General features: G+C 45.2%; 16 protein-coding genes and 1 other annotated feature. Of the genes, 11 read left to right on the top strand and 5 right to left on the bottom strand.

Annotation, left to right across the window (positions count from 1 at the left end):
• A partial coding sequence (locus tag IQR33_RS34275) for a glutamate synthase subunit beta (RefSeq protein ID WP_228014116.1) occupies positions 1 to 914 on the bottom strand: 914 nt, incomplete at its 3' end.
• Positions 914 to 5464: a glutamate synthase large subunit gene (gene gltB / locus IQR33_RS24365; protein WP_017633630.1), complete on the bottom strand. Its 4551-nt coding sequence runs from the start codon at positions 5462 to 5464 to the stop codon at positions 914 to 916. The genes IQR33_RS34275 and gltB, both read right to left, overlap by 1 nt.
• Positions 5465 to 6015: 551 nt before the next feature.
• On the opposite strand from gltB, the gene IQR33_RS24370 reads away from it, so the two are divergent.
• From IQR33_RS24370 to IQR33_RS24385, 4 genes are all read left to right on the top strand, one after another.
• Positions 6016 to 6975 (top strand): TIGR01212 family radical SAM protein, encoded by a 960-nt coding sequence (locus IQR33_RS24370; protein WP_005381829.1) that lies wholly within the window; start codon positions 6016 to 6018, stop codon positions 6973 to 6975.
• A gap of 35 nt (positions 6976 to 7010) precedes the next feature.
• On the top strand, positions 7011 to 8756 hold the full coding sequence (locus tag IQR33_RS24375) for a GGDEF domain-containing protein (RefSeq protein WP_005381828.1): 1746 nt from the start codon (positions 7011 to 7013) through the stop codon (positions 8754 to 8756).
• A 237-nt stretch (positions 8757 to 8993) separates the two neighbouring features.
• Positions 8994 to 11348 carry an aerobic respiration two-component sensor histidine kinase ArcB gene (gene arcB / locus IQR33_RS24380; protein ID WP_158173673.1) on the top strand — a complete coding sequence of 785 codons (2355 nt, stop codon included), beginning with the start codon at positions 8994 to 8996 and terminating at the stop codon, positions 11346 to 11348.
• Between the two features lies 1 nt (position 11349).
• Complete coding sequence (locus IQR33_RS24385; protein ID WP_193837552.1) at positions 11350 to 11799, top strand: hypothetical protein; 450 nt, start codon at positions 11350 to 11352, stop codon at positions 11797 to 11799.
• Between the two features lie 85 nt (positions 11800 to 11884).
• On the opposite strand, the gene arcA is transcribed toward IQR33_RS24385, so the two are convergent.
• Positions 11885 to 12601 carry a two-component system response regulator ArcA gene (gene arcA / locus IQR33_RS24390; protein ID WP_005381824.1) on the bottom strand — a complete coding sequence of 239 codons (717 nt, stop codon included), beginning with the start codon at positions 12599 to 12601 and terminating at the stop codon, positions 11885 to 11887.
• A gap of 361 nt (positions 12602 to 12962) precedes the next feature.
• Here arcA and IQR33_RS24395 point away from each other — a divergent pair, with 361 nt between their 5' ends.
• Together IQR33_RS24395 and IQR33_RS24400 are read left to right on the top strand one after the other, a co-directional pair.
• Positions 12963 to 13370 carry a DUF3293 domain-containing protein gene (locus tag IQR33_RS24395; protein WP_053306886.1) on the top strand — a complete coding sequence of 136 codons (408 nt, stop codon included), beginning with the start codon at positions 12963 to 12965 and terminating at the stop codon, positions 13368 to 13370.
• A gap of 64 nt (positions 13371 to 13434) precedes the next feature.
• Positions 13435 to 13917 (top strand): putative 4-hydroxy-4-methyl-2-oxoglutarate aldolase, encoded by a 483-nt coding sequence (locus tag IQR33_RS24400; RefSeq protein ID WP_005381822.1) that lies wholly within the window; start codon positions 13435 to 13437, stop codon positions 13915 to 13917.
• On the opposite strand, the gene IQR33_RS24405 is transcribed toward IQR33_RS24400, so the two are convergent.
• A complete protein-coding gene (locus IQR33_RS24405; protein ID WP_175413426.1) occupies positions 13914 to 14384 on the bottom strand; it encodes a ribonuclease regulator in 471 nt (156 codons plus the stop codon). The two genes, IQR33_RS24400 and IQR33_RS24405, sit on opposite strands and share 4 nt — an antisense overlap.
• 423 nt (positions 14385 to 14807) lie before the next feature.
• Between IQR33_RS24405 and thrL the strand changes: the two genes are divergently transcribed.
• The 5 genes from thrL to IQR33_RS24430 all read left to right on the top strand — a co-directional run bounded on the left by thrL (position 14808) and on the right by IQR33_RS24430 (position 20551).
• On the top strand, positions 14808 to 14885 hold the full coding sequence (gene thrL / locus IQR33_RS24410; RefSeq protein WP_074192076.1) for a thr operon leader peptide: 78 nt from the start codon (positions 14808 to 14810) through the stop codon (positions 14883 to 14885).
• Positions 14821 to 14940 (top strand) — a sequence feature (Thr leader region). (Overlaps the previous gene by 65 nt.)
• Before the next feature lie 53 nt (positions 14941 to 14993).
• The gene (gene thrA, locus IQR33_RS24415; protein ID WP_193844142.1) at positions 14994 to 17453 is read left to right on the top strand and encodes a bifunctional aspartate kinase/homoserine dehydrogenase I; all 2460 of its coding nucleotides are present in this window, start codon (positions 14994 to 14996) and stop codon (positions 17451 to 17453) included.
• A 20-nt stretch (positions 17454 to 17473) separates the two neighbouring features.
• Entirely contained in the window at positions 17474 to 18430 is a 957-nt protein-coding gene (gene thrB / locus IQR33_RS24420) for a homoserine kinase (RefSeq protein ID WP_193837561.1), read from the top strand.
• The gene (gene thrC / locus IQR33_RS24425; RefSeq protein WP_005381818.1) at positions 18427 to 19707 is read left to right on the top strand and encodes a threonine synthase; all 1281 of its coding nucleotides are present in this window, start codon (positions 18427 to 18429) and stop codon (positions 19705 to 19707) included. The genes thrB and thrC overlap by 4 nt, the downstream gene beginning before the upstream one ends.
• Positions 19708 to 19846: 139 nt before the next feature.
• On the top strand, positions 19847 to 20551 hold the full coding sequence (locus tag IQR33_RS24430) for an NADPH-dependent FMN reductase (RefSeq protein ID WP_170893689.1): 705 nt from the start codon (positions 19847 to 19849) through the stop codon (positions 20549 to 20551).
• A 65-nt stretch (positions 20552 to 20616) separates the two neighbouring features.
• Here IQR33_RS24430 and grcA read toward each other — a convergent pair whose 3' ends face one another.
• Entirely contained in the window at positions 20617 to 20994 is a 378-nt protein-coding gene (gene grcA, locus IQR33_RS24435; protein ID WP_005381814.1) for an autonomous glycyl radical cofactor GrcA, read from the bottom strand.
• Between the last annotated feature and the right edge of the window lie 330 nt (positions 20995 to 21324).

The following is a 21324-nucleotide window of genomic DNA, read 5'->3' on the forward strand; positions in this document are numbered from 1 at the left end:
TGACGGTTTGATGTTCCCACACAGTCTGAACCCGTATCACCACCACCGATAACCACAACATGTTTACCCGCAGCGTGAATTTCTTCCGTTTTCAGGTCCATGTTATTGGCGCGACGGTTGTTTTGACCTAGGAATTCCATCGCGAAGTGAACGCCTTTTAGTTCACGACCCGGAACGGGCAAATCACGTGGAACCGTTGAGCCACCGGTTAGTAGAACCACATCGAACTCTTGACGCAATTGTTGAGCATTTACATCAACACCGACGTGTTGGTTTACTTTAAACTCAATGCCAGCTTCTGCCATTAGATTGATCTTGCGATCAATGACTTCCATGCTCAGTTTAAAGTCTGGGATACCAAAACGTAGTAGACCGCCCACTTTCTCGTCTCGCTCGAATACCGTCACAGTATGACCTGCGCTGTTTAGCTGCTCAGCAGCTGCAAGGCCAGCAGGACCTGAACCAATGATCGCAACGGTTTTGCCAGTGCGAGAGCGTGGTGTTTTTGGTTTGGCGTACCCTTCACGATACGCCGTTTCTACGATGGTTTTTTCGATATTACAGATAGTGATTGGGTCTTGGTTGATACCAAGAACACAAGCACTTTCACATGGAGCAGGGCAAACACGACCAGTAAACTCTGGGAAGTTGTTCGTCGAGCTTAGGATGTTCCAAGCTTCTTCCCAGCTATCACGATAAACCGCGTCGTTAAATTCTGGGATGATGTTACCGATAGGGCAGCCGTTATGACAAAACGGCACGCCACAATCCATACAACGAGAAGCTTGAGTATTGATCTTGTCACCAAACTCCTCGTTCAGAACGAACTCTTTGTTGTTCTTGATGCGTTCAGCTGGGTCAATCTTCTGTGGTAGTTCACGACCATGCTCTAAAAATCCAGTAGGCTTACCCATTATACGGCCTCCACTTGAGTTTCGTTTCCTTGAGACAGTGCTTCAGCTTTGCGTTTTTGAAGAACCGCTTTGTAGTCACGCGGCATTACCTTAGCCATAGAGGCTAGGCTAGCTTCAAAATTGTCTAGGAAAGACTGAGCGACTTCACTTCCTGTGAATTGAACATGCTTAGTTAGCATGTCGAGTAATAGATCTCTGTCTTCTTGCTCGATTGGATCTAGGTCTACTAGCTCTGGGTTCAGTTTCGACTCAAAGTCACCTGATTTATCCCATACGTATGCCACGCCGCCACTCATACCTGCGGCAAAGTTACGACCTGTTGAACCTAGGATAATTGCTGCACCGCCCGTCATGTATTCACAACCGTGGTCACCGACGCCTTCTACTACTACTTTCGCGCCTGAGTTACGAACACAGAAACGTTCACCAGCCATACCGCGAATGAAAGACTCACCCGAAGTTGCACCGTAGAAACACACGTTACCAACCACGATGTTGTCTTCCGCGACAATACTTGATTTTGCATCTGGGTAAAGTACTAACGTACCGCCAGATAAGCCTTTACCCCAGTAGTCGTTCGCGTCGCCTTCCACTTCGAACTTCACGCCCTTAGCTAGGAATGCACCGAATGACTGACCCGCAGAACCTTTGAACTTCACGTTCATTGGCTGAGGTAGACCCGCATCTTTGTACACTTTCGAGATTTCGTTCGACAACATGGTACCTGCAGAGCGGTCCGTGTTGACGATAGGGAACTCGGCATTCACCGCTTCGCCTTTCTCTAGTGCAGGAATCGCTGCTTGAATCAGCTTACGGTCTAGCACTTCTTCTAGGTTGTGGTTCTGTTGAGCTTGGTTGAATACACCATCAGCTTCACGTGGTTGCTCAACGTGGAGAACAGGAGACAGATCTAGGTTCTTGTATTTCCAGTGAGAAATGTCTTGGCGGATCTTCAGTTTCTGACCTTGACCGACCATTTCATCGATAGTGCGGAAGCCAAGCTCAGCCATGATTTCACGTAGACCTTGTGCCATGTATTGGAAGAAGGTAACGACGTCTTCTACGCGGCCATCAAAGCGCTCGCGAAGCGTCTTGTTCTGAGTCGCGATACCAACAGGACAAGTGTTCTTATGACACTTACGCATCATGATACAACCTTCAACCACTAATGCTGCGGTTGCTACGCCCCATTCTTCTGCACCAAGTAGTGTTGCCACTGCAAGGTCGCGAGGTGTCTTCATCTGACCATCTGCTTGAACCACGATACGGTTACGTAGACCGTTCTTCAGTAGCGTTTGGTGCGTTTCTGCCAAGCCAAGTTCCCAAGGAAGACCGGTATGGCGGATTGAAGACATTGGTGATGCACCTGTACCGCCGTCGAAACCTGCGATTAGTACAACGTCCGCTTTCGCTTTCGCTACACCAGAAGCGATCGTACCTACGCCTGCTTCTGATACCAGCTTCACGTTTACACGGCCTGCGCGGTTCGCGTTCTTCAAGTCGTAGATAAGCTGAGCCAAATCTTCGATTGAGTAGATATCGTGGTGTGGTGGTGGAGAGATAAGGCCAACGCCCGGAGTCGAGTGACGCGTTGCACCGATCCAGTCATCTACTTTATCGCCTGGTAGCTGACCACCTTCACCTGGCTTCGCACCTTGAGCCATTTTGATTTGCAGCTCTTCAGCGTTAGTTAGGTAGTAAGAGGTTACGCCGAAACGACCTGAAGCCACCTGCTTGATTGCAGAGCGTTCCCAATCGCCGTTCTCTTTGCGCTCGAAACGCATTGGGTCTTCACCACCTTCACCAGAGTTCGATTTCGCGCCAAGACGGTTCATCGCAACAGCTAGTGTGGAGTGTGCTTCGTAAGAAATAGAACCGAATGACATAGCGCCCGTCGCGAAGCGTTTCACGATGCTTTCAATTGGCTCGACGTCGTCGATAGAGATAGAACCAGCGGGGTTCTTAATGAACTCAAGTTGGCTACGCAGGGTTACCGCGTTGTCACCTTGCTTATCTACAGCAGTCGCGTATTGCTTGAACTGATCGTAGTTCTTGTTGCGCGTAGACTCTTGCAGTAGAGAAATGGTTTCTGGGTTGAATAGGTGCTTCTCACCACGCTGTTTCCATTGGTAAACACCACCAACATCCAGCATTTGAATTGGGATTTCGCGTTGTGGGTAACCGATGCGGTGACGGATAAGTACTTCTTTGGCGATATCATCAAGGGTTAGACCTTGGATACGAGAAACCGTCCCTGTGAAGTATTTGTCGACCACGGATTTGTGGATACCCAATGCTTCGAAGATTTGCGCACCATGGTACGACTGTAGCGTAGAGATGCCCATCTTCGAGAAGATCTTCAGAAGACCGCCATTGATCGCTTTACGGTAGTTGTTGAACAGATCGCGAGGGTTCGCTTCTGGATCCAACTTCTTCGTACGTTGAAGTTCAATGATGGTTTCAATCACTAGGTAAGGGTTAACCGCATTCGCACCGTAACCAAGTAGCGTTGCAAAGTGGTGCGTTTCACGCGCGTCACCAGTTTCAACCACGATGTCACACTTCGCACGTAGACCTTTACGGATCAAGTGGTGGTGTACTGCGCCAACTGCCAGCATTGCTGGGATCGCCGCGTGGTTTGAATTCACTGCGCGGTCAGTGAGTAGGATGATTGAATAACCATCGATAACCGCGTCTTCTGCGTATTGGCAGATACGTTTTAATGCACGCTCAAGTTTGCCTTGATCTTCACTAGCTTGGAATACGATATCCAACGTTTTCGCTTGTAGGTGCTCGTTATCGATCGCACGCAATTTTTCAAGCTCAGAGTTGGCTAGAACAGGCGATTCCAATTCTACTTTCTGACAGTGAAGTGGTGTTTCAGTCAGAAGGTTTTGGTCTTTACCCAAGTAAGTGTTCAGCGACATAACCATACGCTCACGGATCGGGTCGATCGGTGGGTTAGTTACCTGTGCGAACAGCTGCTTGAAGTAGTTTGAAAGATGTTGAGACTGATGAGATAGAACCGCAAGAGGCCAGTCGGCACCCATTGCTGATAATGGCTCTTTCGCATCATTCGCCATTGGAACGATGATTTCGTTCACTTCTTCAGTGCTTACGCCAAACGCTTGTTGGCGGTGTAGAAGGTGTTCTGGCTTAGGTTGGCTGAACTGGTTGCTCGCATCTGGCAGCTTCTTCAAGCTCAGTAGGTTTTCTTCTACCCACTTCTCGTAAGGCTGTGCCGTTGCGATGGTGTCTTTCACTTCTTCATCAGAGATGATTCGACCTTGTTCTAGGTCTGCAACGAAGATACGACCCGGTTGTAGACGACCACGGAACTCTACGTTCTCTGGTTCAATATCCACAACACCAGATTCAGATGCCATCACTAGGAAGTTATCTTTGGTCACTGTGTAGCGAGAAGGGCGCAAACCGTTACGGTCTAGTGTCGCACCAACTTGAACACCATCAGTAAAACATACTGAAGCAGGACCATCCCATGGTTCCATGATGTTCGCGTGGTACTGATAGAACGCGCGACGTTTAGGATCCATGTTTTTGTTTTCTTGCCATGCTTCCGGGATCATCATCATCAATGCGTGTGGCAGGCTGCGACCAGAAAGAACTAGGAGCTCAAGTGCCATATCGAAGTTAGATGAATCCGAGCTGCCTTCCTGACAGATTGGAAGAAGCATGTCGATTTCAGCCTGAGTAAACAGGTCTGATTCTAGGATTGCTTCACGGGCTTTCATCCAGTTCAAGTTACCGCGAACTGTATTGATTTCACCGTTGTGGGCAATGTAACGGAAAGGCTGTGCAAGACGCCATTTCGGGAAGGTATTGGTAGAGAAACGAGAGTGTACCAGCGCCAGTGCAGTCACCATGGTCGGGTTTTGTAGATCAAGGAAGTACTGAGGTACTTGCTCGGTCGTTAACTGACCTTTGTATACCAATGTCTTGTAAGACATGGAGTTAATGTAGAAGTCGTCACCAATGTTCGAAACGCTTTCTAGGCAAACACGTACAGTATAGTTACGAAGTACGTACAGTTTGCGCTCTAGCTCTTCAGGCGTGATGCCAGGGCCGCCGGAGATAAACACGTGCTCAAATTGAGGCTCTGTGCTTAGAGGGTCGGCACCAATCATGGAGTTGTCGGTTGGTAATACGCGGTAGCCGATAACTTCAAGGTCTAGACGCTGTGCGTTGCGTTCTAGAATGTCACGGCATTGTTCGCGTTTGTATTCGTCTTTCGGGAAAAGAACGACACCAACACCATACTTTTCAAACGAAGGCAGTTTAATGCCTAGCTTAACGGCTTCTTCTAATAGGAATTCATGAGGTTTTTGTAGCAAGATACCCGCACCGTCACCGCTGCATGGGTCACAACCTTGACCACCACGGTGTTCCATGCGAGCCAGCATATCCAATGCTTGAGTCACTACTTCATGAGATTTACGGTTTTTAAGGTGAGCAACAAAACCGATACCACAAGCGTCATGCTCCAGTTCCGGAGTGTACAGACCCTGTGGATTTTGCTCTCTATCTACCATAGATACATCCTTCCAGTTCAATGTCGACGCAAAAGTACCGGGCAGCAAATACTACCTAGACTATTGATTACGTCTTGTCCTTTATATTTATTATCGCCACCGATCTAGGTTGACCGGTCTTGATTCCTTTCCGTATCTCGCAGGAAAAGTTTTGCGAGAAAAACAATCCTTGGTGGTATCCCTTTATTTATTATCACTATCTAGTGATTTATATAGGTAGGAGTGGGATAACACCGACAAATCCCGCAGTGTGCTTTGTAATAAAAGTCACAAAAATAACGGGGTTGTGTAAGTATCCTACAATTTTGTCACTTCAGAATGCAATGAAAAAGTCGGCGTTGTGACCCAATTTTTTCGTTTAATTATGCATTTTTAGTTTAACATTTACGCAACATGAACGATTTTTGTCTTTAATTATGCAAGTTTATTGATTTTGACCTGCATGATGGGTGTTTGAATTGATTAATATTGTGTGTTTTTTCTTTCAGGGATGTAATTTATTTACACAGATCGTAGTGAGATTGATTACGATTTATTGTTGGTGAGAATTTATGCAGTTACATGAGTTGGTCAATACAATCGGCCAAGATCTTCAGCGTCGATACGGTGAAAAGGTTCATAAGTTAACATTGCACGGTGGATTTAGTTGCCCTAACCGCGATGGCACGATTGGGCGGGGAGGATGTACATTTTGCAATGTGGCTTCGTTTGCAGATGAAGAAGTCCAGATAAAAAGCATTCACGAACAGTTAAAAGATCGCGCAGGTGAAATTCACAGAGCGAAGAAGTATCTCGCTTATTTTCAGGCCTACACCAGTACCTATGCAGAAGTACAAGTTCTCAAAAACATGTATGAGGAAGCACTAAAGGCTGCAGACATGGTTGGTCTTTGTGTGGGGACGCGTCCGGATTGCGTCCCTGATGCGGTATTGGATTTACTGTCGGGCTATGTACAGCAAGGTTATGAAATTTGGCTAGAACTAGGTCTTCAAACCGCCAACAACGACACCCTCAAACGTATCAATCGTGGTCATGACTTTGAGTGTTATGCCGAAATCACTAAGCGTGCTCGAACACTCGGAATCAAGGTTTGTACTCACTTAATTGTGGGTTTACCCAAAGAAACCCGCGCCGAAAATATTGAAACGCTGCAAAAAGTGTTGGCCGTGGGAACGGATGGCATCAAGTTACATGGCTTGCATATTGTCGAAGGTAGCACCATGGCGAAAGCTTGGCGTGCTGGAAAGCTAGAAGCCCCTGAATTAGAAGAATATGTTGCGATCGCCAGTGAAATGATTCGTATGACACCACCAGATGTGATTTATCATCGCGTTTCATCAGCAGCCAGGAGGCCCACGTTATTATCGCCTCTGTGGTGTGAAAACCGTTGGCTAGCGATGACGGAAATTGGTCGAGATCTCAGTGCTCATGGTGCTCAAGGGAGCCTTACGGGGAATGCCTTTATCTATACTAAACCGGAATTAATAGCAGATCGCTCAATAAATAACTGATATATTTTAACCAGTGTTCTTTGAAGGTTTAAACGATGGATCAGTTACTCAATTGGCTTTGGGGTGGTCAAGGCGGTTATGGCTATGTCGTCTTGTTGTTAATCGCAGGCGTGTGCGCGTTAGCACTGATCTATTTGCACTTTCAGACATCACTTAAGCAACTAGTAACGGATTCTCCCTATCCAGTCATAGTGGTGGACACTAGCCATGCTCAGCTCTTGCTATCTAACCAGGCTGCGATGCAGTTGTTAGGCATTCGCTCTTTGGGAACGGGGTATTTGTATCCTGCTTTATTCGATATTCATGAGCTTGAGCAGTTTCTCGATCGCTTCTCTAGTCGTCATTTTCGTCAGCAGGCTTTTGACTGGCGACTATCTGATAGTGAATCTATTAAAGTGGAGCTGTCAGGCAGAAAGAGTTTATTGCGCAATCATCGAGTTTGGATTCTTTATGCTCAGCCATATCAAGCCACTCACCAAGAGCAGCAACAAGAACTTGCCCAATTAATCATCGCACGTTCGGCATTAGACTCACTTTCAGAGCTGATTTGTACCCAAGACCGCCAAGGCAATCTATTAACGACCAATCGAGCATTTGATCAATTCTGGCAAGGGCGAAGGGAAGAAGCTTGCGCATCCAAGGCCTTGGGTGAGATGACCAGAAAAAGCGAACGTAAATGGACAACGGATCCACAAGGTCGAAGTTGCTTATTGGAAGTCAATCAAAACTCTCTTGTTTCGCCGAGTGGTGAGCTTATCGGTACGCTGTCTATTAGTCATGACGTGACTGAATGGCACAAGATGCAACAGAATCTGCGAGATGAAATGGAGCGTCGCAAAGATACAGAGGTGGCGCTAGCGCAAAGAGATACTATCTTACAAACGATTCTGGATGCCAGTCCGGACTCTATTGGTATTTTCAATGAGAACATGGTCTATCAAGCGTGTAATCAGCCTTTTGTTAAGGCGTTAGGCATTTCAAAAATTTCTGATTTGATAGGTAAGCGCCTCCAAGACGTGATTCCTAAAGAGATGTACGCGCGCTTAGCAGACAGTGACTTAGAAGCATTACGCCAGTTAGAGCCAGTTCGATACATAGATAAAGTCGTGAGTAGTGATGGTAAAAGTACGTGGTTTGATGTGGTGAAATCGCCTTTTAAAGATAAAGCATCAGGAACGAATGGTGTGCTGATCATGGCGCGTGATATTTCTGAGCGTTATCTTGCAGAACAAAAGTTGGAAAAAGCCAACCTAGAGTTAGAAAAATTGAGCTTTATGGATAGCTTAACTCAAGTATCGAACCGACGCCGTTTCGACGAACAACTGCAGGTATTGTGGTACCACCACGCTCGAGAAAAGCTGCCGCTCACCATCATGTTATGTGACATCGACTTTTTCAAAGATTACAACGACTGTTACGGTCACCAACAAGGTGATGAAGCGTTAGTCAGTGTCGCTACCGTGTTTACACAAGTCATCAATCGTTCTTCGGATTGTGTTGCGCGTTATGGTGGCGAGGAGTTTGGTTTTATCTTGCCGAATACCACCACGGAAGGTGCGCGCAACGTAGCACAGCGTATTCATGAGAAAATTCTACAGCTTGATATGGAACACGACAGTTCAGAAGCATCTGAACGCCTTACCGTCAGTATCGGTCTGGTCTCTTACATTCCTCAGCATGGTGATGAACCCGAAATGGGCATCGCTATGGCTGACAGTGCGTTATACCAAGCTAAAGCTGATGGACGTAATCGCACCTGTATTCACCCCAGTTCTTGCTAACGCTTTGTGACCGCTTGCTCTAAGTTGATAGCTGATTGTTTAAATCACCGTATTAAACACGTTAAACTTACAGAAGCCTGTGCGCTCGTTGGTTTATCTTTCTATCTCGTGTCACAAGCGCAGATCGCACCGTGTGTTTTTCACTAATCAAACAGACCTAAATTGCGTTAGGTCGAGTGCATTTACCTGTTTTTCATCATCGAATGGCGCTATCTAGCCACCACCATGGAGTAGTTAATGAAACCCATGAAAAACCTCGCCCAGTATTATGTCGACTTGCTAGTCAAACTGGGGATTGTTCGCTTCTCTATTTTGCTAGCCCTTGCGCTGGTGGCATTAGCTGTTGTGGTGCAGGTAGGGATTACTTTAGCTCTCAAAGGGCGAGTAGATGATATCGATATTGTCCGTTCGGTGTTTTTTGGTCTATTGATCACCCCTTGGGCGGTTTACTTCCTCTCTGTGGTTGTCGATCAACTAGAAGAGTCTCGCCAGCGTTTAACTAAGCTGGTGTCCAAACTGAAGGACATGCGTTCGCGAGATCAAGAGCTGAATTACCAACTTCAACAAAACATTGAAAAGCTTAACCAAGAAATTGAAGAGCGTATTAAAGCGGAAGAAGCACGTGAAGAGGCGATGCAAGACCTCGAAAATGAGGTGTTCCAACGCGAACGTACTCAATTAGAGTTGGCAGAACGTACCGCATTACTGCGTTCATTTATTGATGCCTCACCAGACTTAATTTACTACCGCAATGCGGATGGTGTTTTCTCTGGCTGTAACCGCGCGATGGAAGAGCTAACGGGCAAGAAAGAGCACCAGTTAGTCGGATTAAGCCCTTGGGATGTGTATAGCAAAGAAATCGCCGAGCATATCGTTGATACTGACCAAAAGGTTTTTGCCGATAATCAAGCGATTACTTACGAGCAATGGCTCGAATACCCAGATGGTCGCAAGCATTACTTTGAGCTGCGTAAAGTGCCATTTTACAGCAAAGATGGCCGCCACCTTGGTCTCGTTGGGTTCGGTCGTGATATCACTGAACGTAAGCGCCATGAAGAGTCGTTAGAGAAAGCAAGCCGCGACAAAACTACCTTCATCTCAACCATCAGTCATGAGCTGCGAACGCCGCTGAATGGCATTGTAGGCTTAAGTCGTATGCTTCTAGATAGTCCGTTGACAGAAGAGCAGCGTAAACACATGCAGACCATCAATGTGAGTGCGATTACGCTAGGTAACATCTTCAACGATATTATCGATATGGATAAATTTGATCGCCGTAAGTTAGAACTATTACCTGCGCCACTTAACTTCGAAGACTTCGTCGCAGAGATTGAGAGTATCTCAGCTCTGATGGCAGAACAAAAAGGGTTACGCTTTGACTTAGAACGTTTAAGCGATTTGCCAAAAGCAATTGAAGTGGATGCAACCCGTCTACGTCAGGTGATTTGGAACTTGGTCAGCAACGCAATGAAGTTCACCAAAGAAGGTGGCGTTGTGATGACAGTGAGTGCGGATGTCGAAGACGATTTTTCGACCATTATTATGGAAGTGGAAGACACAGGTATTGGTATTCCAGACGAAGAGCTAGATAAGATCTTTGCGATGTACTACCAAGTGAAATCAGGCAAGGACAACCTGCATGCGGTCGGTACAGGTATTGGTTTGGCGGTATCTAAGCAACTGATCAATATGATGGATGGTGACATTACGGTTACCAGTGAGGAAGGCTTTGGTAGCACTTTTACTGTATCGATCCACGTTCCGATTGTTGAACTAGCTGAGCCAGTCATTGATGCGAAACGCGACAATGTGCGCCTCAACATATTTATGGTCGAAGACATCGAGCTTAACGTAACTGTGGCTAAATCGTTACTTGAGAGCCTAGGGCACTCTGTCACCGTGGCAATGACGGGCCAAGAAGCGTTAGTGAACTTTGTGCCAGAAAAATACGACTTAGCGTTGTTGGATATCCAACTGCCTGATATGACGGGCTTTGATGTCGCCAATTATTACCGCAAGCATTATAACAATCTTCCTCCATTGGTCGCCTTAACTGCTAATGTAATGAAAGATCGTCGTGAATACTTAGATAACGGCATGGATGATGCGATCAGTAAGCCGCTGGCAGTGAATGCCATTCAGTCAGTGATTGATAAATTCTTCGCTCACCAGCTAGAACAACCTAAGGAAGTAGTGAGCGGTCCCGAAACAGTGGAAGAGCCAGTCCCTTCTCCTGTGATTGAGACACATTTGCTCGATATGGATATGTTAGAGTCTTACGTCGACATTGTTGGTGCAAAACCTGTCTACGACAGCATAAAAATGTTTGAAGATATGATGCCAGACTATATTGATGTCTTAGATTCGAACATGACAGCGAAAGATCAAGATGGGATTGTTTCTGAAGCGCATAAAATCAAAGGTGCTGCAGGTTCAATTGGCCTGAAACGTATCCAAAGTGTGGCGCAAAAAGCGCAATCGCCTGATATGCCAGCATGGTGGGAAAACATTTCAGACTGGGTTGAAGAGATCAAAAATGAATACCAAAACGATATTCAAGTCCTCAAAAGTTGGTTGGAACAAAGGAAATAACATGAAAAGAATCGCACCATTGGCATTAGCCATGGCATTGATGGCAGGCTGTAGTTCCGTTCCAAATGTGAATTGGCAACAAAACAGTCAGATTACGATTAATGAGGTTAATGTTGAGCTCAAAAGTAATTTATGGGTGAACCTCATGCCGAATATTGGGGACGTGGAAGAGCAAAGTATTCAAGGTGCACTTTACCTCGAAGGAGATCAGTTACTTCCTGCAAATCTAACGGCAGAAGCTCTTATTATTAAACAGGGGCAAAAAGAGTGGTTGGTGGACAGTGCGTCTTTAGATACTCGAACGCACAGTGAAAGCCGATGGGAGGTGGCGTTCTCGTCTCACATTGATGTGAACACAGAAAAATCGGTTGATGTCGCAGTGCTTCTAGACGATGCGGGTAAACAGCGTTGGTTAGTCGAAAAGTACGTGAAGATTAACAAGGTTTATTAACCGCAATGATGTTGCATTAGTCGTTAGACCTAAAACAAAAAGGGCTTGCTCAATGAGCAAGCCCTTCGCATATTAGCGGTTAAATCTAGTCTTCTAGATCGCCACAGAAGCGGTAACCTTCGCCGTGGATAGTGGCGATGATTTCTGGCGTGCCTGAAACAGACTCAAAGTGCTTACGGATACGACGAATCGTTACGTCTACAGTACGGTCGTGTGGCTTAAGTTCACGACCAGTCATCTTCTTAAGAAGATCTGCACGAGTTTGAATCTTACCCGGGTTCTCACAGAAGTGCAGTAGTGCGCGGAACTCAGAGCGAGGTAGCTTGTAGCTATCACCAGCAGGGCTTACTAGAGAGCGGCTGTTGATGTCTAGTACCCAACCGTTGAATTCATACTTTTCTACCGAGCGCTTCTCTTCTTGCACCGCGTTAGAGCTCATTGAGCGACTAAGTAGGTTACGTGCACGAATAGTTAGTTCACGTGGGTTGAATGGTTTAGTGATGTAGTCATCTGCACCAATCTCAAGACCTAGGATCTTGTCTACTTCATTGTCACGGCCTGTCAGGAACATTAAAGCAATGTTCGCTTGCTCGCGTAATTCACGCGCTAGTAGAAGGCCATTCTTGCCTGGAAGATTAATGTCCATAATAACCAAGTTGACTGAGTTATCAGACAACACTTGGTGCATCTCTTCACCGTCACTGGCTTCAAAAACAGCGTATCCCTCTGCTTCAAAAATACTCTTAAGAGTGTTACGAGTTACTTGCTCATCTTCAACGATAAGAATCTGCGGGGTTTGCATTGGCGGTACCTAAATTTGTGACAAAATTGTGCTAATAGAATAAATTCTAGGCAAAAATATAACATACAGGTAATGTGATTTTGATAATAAATCAAGTTGATCAAAAAAACACTTCTTTCAGTTATCCGCCCTCCATGGAATTTTGCCAACTCACCAGTATCCAATGGCGACGTTTATTCTAAAGGGCTTGTTTACCTTTCATTTCCTGCTTTCAGTGGGGCCTGAAACGTAAACACCCTAAGATATTGAGCGGATTTTATATTGTTAACAGCATGCTAACAATGCTCAAATGTTAATTCCATTCAGTTTGTTGATTTATATCAATTGATGAAATGTAACTGTTATTAATCGTTTAAGACTTATGATAGAAAAAAGTAATACGAACATAGACGCATCGTTATGGAATGCTTATTCAGAATCTTTTTTCAGATTCGAAGCCGAGTGGCGTGTTTCAAACTATGCTGTGATAACCGCTTGGAACCCATACAGTAACTTGAGGTCCAAAGAAGAGAACAGCATAAACAATCACGCGTTAGAAAAACAGCTACAGCACGTTAATTACGCGCCTGTCACGGTAGGTGATAGCGCTTTTACATGGTATGAGGAAAGCTTTGCCGTCGAGTTGTCGCCAGAGGTAGCCGTTGAATTGGCGAATGACTTTCAACAAAACGCGATTTATTACGTCATTAATGACCAACTTTATCTTATTGCGTGCTCGCAGCCGAAAGTTTTTCATACGTTAGGCTCCATTAAACCTCGGCTCGTATAGAAGGTATAGAAAAGGATACTGCTCACTGAAGCATCGCTTGGGTGAGAAAATTCACGGAGGAAATATGAGAGACATTACACCCGATATTTGTGACCAATTTGAAGACCAAGTGAGCTTGCTTACTTTACCATTGCAGAACTTTGGTCAACGTAGCGCTTTTTACGGTGAAATCGTTACGGTGCGCTGCTATCACGATAACTCGAAAGTGCGTGAAGTACTGGGCGAAGATGGAACGGGTAAAGTATTGATTGTTGACGGACATGGATCGTGTCAGAGAGCATTACTCGGCGATCAATTAGCGATACTCGGAATAGAAAATGGGTGGGAAGGCATCATTGTCTATGGTGCAATACGCGATGTAGCACAAATATCTCAAATGGACATTGGCGTTCAAGCTCTTGGCACCAACCCGTTTAAAACAGAGAAACGCGGGATAGGAGAGGTAAACGTAACCTTAACGATGCAAAACCAAATCGTTCAACCTAAGCACTACGTTTACGCGGACTGGAACGGTGTATTGATTTCTAAGCAAAAGCTAGACTTCTAAAAACGAAAGCCTAAACCAACCTCAAAGCCTTGTTGCCAATCTTGGTAATCAAGAGTCGCGTGAAAATCCAGTTTATCGGTAATTTTTACGCGACTTGATACTTCAGCCGCGAGGCTACTGTCGTCTTGGCGAATACCTTCCGCTGTTTCGTTCTTGTAAGAGCGAACTGTACTTTTCAGCGTGACACGATCATTAAAGTGATAGCTGATCCCACTCAAAAAACCACTTTGATTTTGGGTAGGAGAGTTATTGACTCGCGCACCGACATAAACATCTACCGAATCAAAAAGTTCGTAAGCGTAACCCGTATCGATATTCCAAACATCAAAACTGTCAGACTGATAACTGTCGCTGGAAATGAACAGTTTATGAGGAGAAGGGGATGTTTTACCTGGAAGCGGCGGAAGCTCGTTGGCTAGACAAACACCAGGCACAAAAAACAGCAACAGAAAAAGCCATCTTTTCATGTTCACCACTCCTTGTGTCAACTTTTTTATTAGTATGCGCCCAAAGCTTCTCACTATTAAAGCATAGAATATGAAAGCTAGCTCACCTATTTTCTAAATAATTCGATCCTATGAACATAAGTCACAGTTAAGTTGTTGTTATGTGTCACAACCCTCTCGAATTATTTGATCGTACGTTTTATGGCAAAGATTAGACTAGTTATTAGATAAAAAACCGAACTGGTGATGATAGTTAAGTCCTTTACAAAAACTAACTGTAGATTTTCAAATGATCAATAATGTGTAATTAACTATAAATATCAATGACATTGCTTAGCAGAAATCTCTGAAAGATGGAAAAACAAACAATTTTTTGTTGACTATGTATCAGAAACTCGGTAAACGTAGAGTTAAGCAAACACAATTAACGTTGAATATTTATTTATGCCATCTAACAGCCTAGTAGTAATGACCACGACCATTATTATTACCGACACGACACATGTTGGGGCAGGCTGCTGAGCGAAAGAAATTCACAAAAAAGGCCTGTATCCAACAAGATACAGGCCTTTTTTTATGCTTTTTTATCCAGAATTTAGACAAATTTAAGAAGATATACCGGAGGAAGGGATGCGAGTATTGAAGTTTGGCGGATCATCACTAGCTGATGCAGATCGCTTTTTGAGAGCGGCAGACATTATTGCCAATAACGCTCAACAAGAAAAAGTAGCGGTTGTTCTTTCCGCTCCTGGTAAAACAACAAACAAATTGGTTGCGGTCATTGAAGGCGCATTGCGCAATGGTGAAGCAGAACTACAAATCAAAGAGTTGGAGGAGTCGTTTAAAACGCTCTTCACTCAAATCCAAGCAGTACTACCCAATATCGATGGTTCAGCTTTCGATAACCAAGTGAAAACTTCTCTCTCTCAATTACGCCAATTCGTTCATGGCATCAATCTTCTTGGCATGTGCCCAAACAATGTTAATGCACGTATTATTAGCAAAGGCGAACGCGTTTCGATTCAATTGATGAAAGCGGTGCTAGAAGCCAAAGGCCAGCCAGCACATCTTATCGACCCAGTTGAATACCTATACGCAAAAGGTGATCACCTTGAAGCCATGGTTGATGTAGATGTTTCAACGCAAAACTTCCGCCAAAACCCTCTTCCTCTGGGCCATGTGAATATCATGCCTGGCTTTACCGCAGGTAACGAGAAAGGTGAATTGGTAACACTTGGTCGCAATGGCTCTGATTATTCGGCGGCGGTTCTTGCGGCGTGTCTGCGCGCAGATTGTTGTGAGATCTGGACTGACGTAGATGGTGTATACAACTGCGACCCTCGTTTAGTGGAAGATGCTCGCTTACTTAAATCTCTTAGCTACCAAGAAGCAATGGAGCTTTCTTACTTCGGTGCTTCCGTTTTGCATCCGAAGACCATTGCTCCTATCGCGCAGTTCCACATCCCATGTCTGATCAAAAACAGCTTTAACCCACAAGGTGCAGGAACTCTGATTGGGCAAGACACTGGTGAAGACAATCTGGCGATCAAAGGTATCACGACGCTAAACGACCTAACCATGGTTAACGTCTCCGGCCCAGGTATGAAGGGTATGGTTGGCATGGCAAGCCGCGTATTTGGCGCAATGTCTTCCGCTGGTGTGTCTATTGTTCTTATTACTCAGTCTTCTTCTGAGTACAGCATTAGCTTCTGTATTGAGGCAGAAGATAAAGCAAAAGCGCAACAAGTACTGGTCGATGCGTTTGAGTTGGAACTGAAAGATAGCTTATTAGAGCCGGTCGAGTTTATTGATAATGTTTCAATCATAACGTTGGTTGGTGACGGCATGCGTACATCGCGCGGTGTTGCATCTCGCTTCTTCTCATCTCTTGCTGAAGTGAACGTAAACATTGTAGCCATCGCACAGGGCTCATCTGAGCGTGCAATCTCAGCCGTGATTCCTGAAGATAAAATCTCTGAAGCGATCAAAGCGTGTCACGAGAACCTATTCAACTCTAAGCACTTCTTAGACGTATTCGTGGTTGGTATTGGCGGCGTTGGTGGTGAGCTGGTGGATCAGATCGAGCGTCAACAGGCGAAGCTTGCGGAAAAAGGCATCGTTATTCGCGTGTGTGGCTTGGCAAACAGCAAAGGTCTTCTGCTTGATAGTGAAGGTCTGCCACTCGATCATTGGCGTGATCGTATGTCGGCTGCGACAGAAGAGTTCAGCCTAGCGCGTTTGATTTCTTTGGTTCAACGTAACCACATCATCAACCCAGTATTGGTTGACTGTACATCAAGTGAAGATATCGCGAACCAATACGCTGATTTCTTAGCTGCTGGTTTCCATGTCGTTACACCAAATAAAAAAGCAAACACAGCAAGCATGGCTTACTACCATCAGCTTCGCGATGTTGCGCGCAGCTCTCGTCGCAAGCTGATGTACGAAACAACTGTGGGGGCGGGTCTACCGGTAATCGAAAACCTGCAAAACCTAATCTCAGCGGGTGATGAGCTAGAGCGCTTCAGCGGTATTCTTTCTGGCTCTCTGTCATACATCTTCGGTAAGTTAGATGAAGGTATGAGCCTAAGTGAAGCAACTAATATCGCAAAAGAAAATGGTTTTACTGAACCGGATCCTCGTGATGATCTTTCTGGTATGGATGTTGCGCGTAAGCTTCTGATCCTAGCTCGTGAAGCAGGCATGTCTCTAGAACTAGAAGACGTTGTGGTTGATCAAGCACTGCCACCAGGTTTTGATGATTCTGGTAGCGTTGATGAATTTATGGCGCGTTTACCTGAAGCAGACGCCTACTTTAAAGAATTATCTGCAAAGGCAGCGGAAGAAGGCAAAGTACTGCGCTACGTTGGTGAGATTAATGAGGGCAAGTGCACAGTAAGCATCGCAGCGGTGGATGAAAACGATCCAATGTATAAAATCAAGGACGGTGAAAACGCACTGGCATTTTACAGCCGTTACTATCAGCCAATCCCACTAGTGTTACGTGGCTATGGTGCAGGCACCGAAGTAACGGCTGCGGGTGTATTTTCTGACGTGATGCGTACTTTAGGTTGGAAACTAGGGGTATAACAATAATGAGTTCAAGTGATATGGATGTAGTGGTTTATGCCCCAGCATCAATTGGTAATGTAAGCGTTGGCTTTGATGTGCTGGGGGCTGCCGTGTCTCCAGTGGATGGCACACTATTGGGTGACCGTGTATTGGTGAAATCTGGGGCTGATCCGTTCAGCCTTAAAACGGCGGGTGATTTTGTTGAGAAATTGCCAACTGAACCAAAAGAGAACATCGTCTACGACTGTTGGCTCGTGTTTGCTCGTGAGTTAGACAAAAAAGGCGTTGGGCTAAAACCACTTGAGATGACGCTAGAAAAGAACATGCCAATTGGCTCTGGTTTAGGCTCAAGTGCATGTTCTATCGTCGCTGCATTAGATGCATTGAACCGATTCCATGGACAGCCACTTAACGAGACAGAATTATTGGCGCTGATGGGAGAGATGGAAGGCAAGATCTCTGGTGGTATTCACTACGACAACGTTGCGCCATGTTACCTTGGTGGTGTGCAACTGATGCTTGAAGAGTTGGGTATCATCAGTCAAGAAGTGCCTTGCTTTGATGATTGGTACTGGGTGATGGCGTATCCGGGTATCAAGGTATCAACGGCGGAAGCGCGTGAGATCCTACCATCTCAATACCGCCGACAAGATATCATCGCTCATGGTCGCCACCTTGCGGGCTTTATTCATGCGTGTCATTCTGGTCAGCCAGAACTTGCTGCAAAAATGATCAAAGACGTGATCGCAGAACCGTATCGTGAGAAACTGCTTCCAGGTTTTGCGAATGCACGTCAATACGCAGCGTCTGCGGGTGCATTGGCAACCGGTATTTCTGGCAGTGGTCCGACACTGTTCAGTATTTGCAAAGAGAAAGATGTCGCTGAGCGAGTTGCTCGCTGGTTAGAACAAAACTACGTACAAAACGAAGAAGGATTCGTCCACGTTTGTCGTCTAGATAAGCAGGGTTCGAAAGTAACAGGAAGTGAGCTATGAAGCTTTACAATATAAAAGAAAATGATGAACAAGTTTCCTTTGGCCAAGCCGTTCGCCAAGGGTTAGGCCGTAACCAAGGTCTATTTTTTCCATCGGAATTACCAAAATTTGAAGATATCGATGCGCTGCTTGCAGAAGACTTTGTCTCTCGTAGCACTAAGATTCTATCGGCGTTAATTGGAGATGAACTTACAGAGGAGCAAGTGAATGCCCTTGTTGATGCTGCGTTTCAATTCCCTGCGCCTATCAACCAAGTAAAAGACGGTGTTTATGCACTGGAACTGTTCCATGGTCCAACGCTTGCGTTTAAAGACTTTGGTGGTCGCTTTATGGCGCAATCTCTTGCTGCGGTTTCGGACGGCGGCAAGATCACCATTCTGACGGCAACGTCTGGCGATACTGGCGCAGCCGTTGCGCATGCTTTCTACGGTATGGAAGACATCAATGTTGTGATTCTTTACCCGAAAGGAAAAATCAGCCCACTGCAAGAGAAGTTATTCTGTACGCTTGGTAAAAACATTCACACTGTCGCGATCGATGGCGACTTCGATGCGTGTCAGGCACTGGTTAAGCAAGCTTTTGATGATTCAGCACTGCGTGAAGAGATCGGTCTGAACTCTGCAAACTCAATCAACATCAGCCGTTTGATGGCGCAAATCTGTTACTACTTTGAAGCAGCTGCGCAAATGAGCAAGCAAGAGCGTGAAAACCTAGTGGTATCAGTACCAAGTGGTAACTTTGGTAACCTAACTGCTGGTCTACTGGCAAAAGCGCTGGGCTTGCCTATCAAACGCTTTATCGCGGCAACTAATGCCAATGACACTGTTCCTCGCTACCTAGAAACAGGTAAGTGGGAGCCAAAACCAACAGTCGCAACAACATCGAACGCGATGGACGTGAGCCAACCAAACAACTGGCCTCGTATTGAAGAGCTGTGCCGCGTGAAAGAGTGGGGCTTGGAGACGTTAGGTAAAGGCGCAGTATCTGATGAGCAAAGCGCACAGTCAGTGAAAGATTTACATGCTCTAGGCTACCTATGCGAACCGCATGGTGCGATTGCTTACCGAGTGCTTGAAGAACAATTGCAAGACGGTGAAACCGGTCTGTTCCTATGTACTGCTCACCCTGCGAAGTTCAAAGAAGTCGTGGATGATATTCTAGAATCCGATATCGAGCTTCCTGCGCCACTAGCGAAGCACGCTGCGATGGAGCTGCTATCGGAAGAGCTCGACGCAGACTTTGACGCATTGAAACAAGTACTGCGCCGCGTGCAGTAAGCTTCAAAGTATAGTAAGTATCAAAAACAGAAATAACGAGAGGTGAATGAGTAATCATTCACCTTTTTTATTGTCGGTAAGTTTTGACTCTCTTTATGATTGAGAAACGAACTTAACTAAATGAGATGGAAAGAGAAGCATGCATTTTTTGATTTTTCTTGGCTCAGTGAGAGACAGCACGCCACCACGACCAGCCCGTTTAGGAATGCGAGTCAGTAAAGCGTGTGAAAAACTCATCGCGAGTCAACATTCGCAACATACGGTCGAAATCATCGACCCTTTGAATTACGACTTTGGTGATGTGTTTAAGCCCGAGTTTGCTTATCACCGCTCTAAAGTTCCGCAGAACCTAAGTGAGCTGGCAGACAAAATCAAACATGCGGATGGGTATGTGATGGTTAGCCCGGAATATAACCATTCGATGAGTCCTGCTCTGGCGAACACGCTTAACCATTTCGGCAGTTCGCTGTTTTCTTACAAGCCGAGTGCTATCGTGACCTATTCTGCCGGACAATGGGGTGGTGTTAGAGCTGCCGTTTCTATGCGTACCTTCTTATCTGAACTTGGATGTCTACCTGTCTCTGCGATGATCCACATTCCGAAAGCGCAAGAAGTCTTTGATGAACAGGGCGTTGCTGCGGATGAGTCGGAGCAGACGCAGTGGGACAACTATATGAATCGCACTATGCATCAATTGATTTGGTGGGCAGAAGGGGCGTCACTGCAAAGAGATAGGCTTGATCCAACCTCTGTAGCGCAAGCGTTTCAGAAAGATCCTTCGCAAAGAAATGCACCTCAGAGGCGAGTTGCTTTCCATTATAGAAAGGGGTTAGAAGGATTCTGAAACAAAAAAGCTTGGTCATTGCTGACCAAGCTTTTTAAATTCTAGCGAGCTAGTTTACTGAGAGATTATAGAGTCTCAGTAAAAGTACGAGCGATTACATCACGTTGTTGCTCTGGAGTTAGCGAGTTAAAACGTACTGCGTAACCAGAAACACGAATAGTTAGTTGTGGGTATTTCTCTGGGTGTGCAACTGCATCTTCTAGTGTTTCGCGTTTAAGCACGTTCACGTTTAGGTGTTGGCCGCCTTCGATACGAGGAGCAGTTTCGATTGCAACTTCACGGCTTTCGTATTCACCTAGGTCGCTGATTGCGATAACTTGGTCTGCTTCGTAGCCAGCAGTTGCAGCAACACAACGAGCTTCATTTTTTTCGCTATCTAATAGCCAGATAGAGTTTAGTAGGTCGTCGTTTGCCGCTTTTGTAATTTGGATACCTTGGATCATCACTATCTCCTAGACCACTTACGTGGTGATTATTGGTGTTAATTTTCGAATTTTCGTTGAGCTGAGTATTATATAGCTAATATCCACTATTTTAATATTGATTTAAGTCAAAAAACAACCAAAAACATTATTTTTATTAAGGTAATTTTATTGAGTTAAATCAATAAAACCTTTGAAAACAAACTAATTACAATTTATTTGATAATATAAAAAATATTTAATAACTAGTTTCGTTGTAAATTTACTACAAATTGAGATTAAAGTTTAAACTGGTTAACGCAACTATCTGTATTTAGGTAGCAATACTGAAAGTCTAAAGTGATTAAATGA

The sequence above is a fragment of the Vibrio sp. OPT46 genome (assembly GCF_015163535.1).
In the GTDB taxonomy this organism is placed as follows: Bacteria; Pseudomonadota; Gammaproteobacteria; order Enterobacterales; family Vibrionaceae; genus Vibrio; species Vibrio alginolyticus.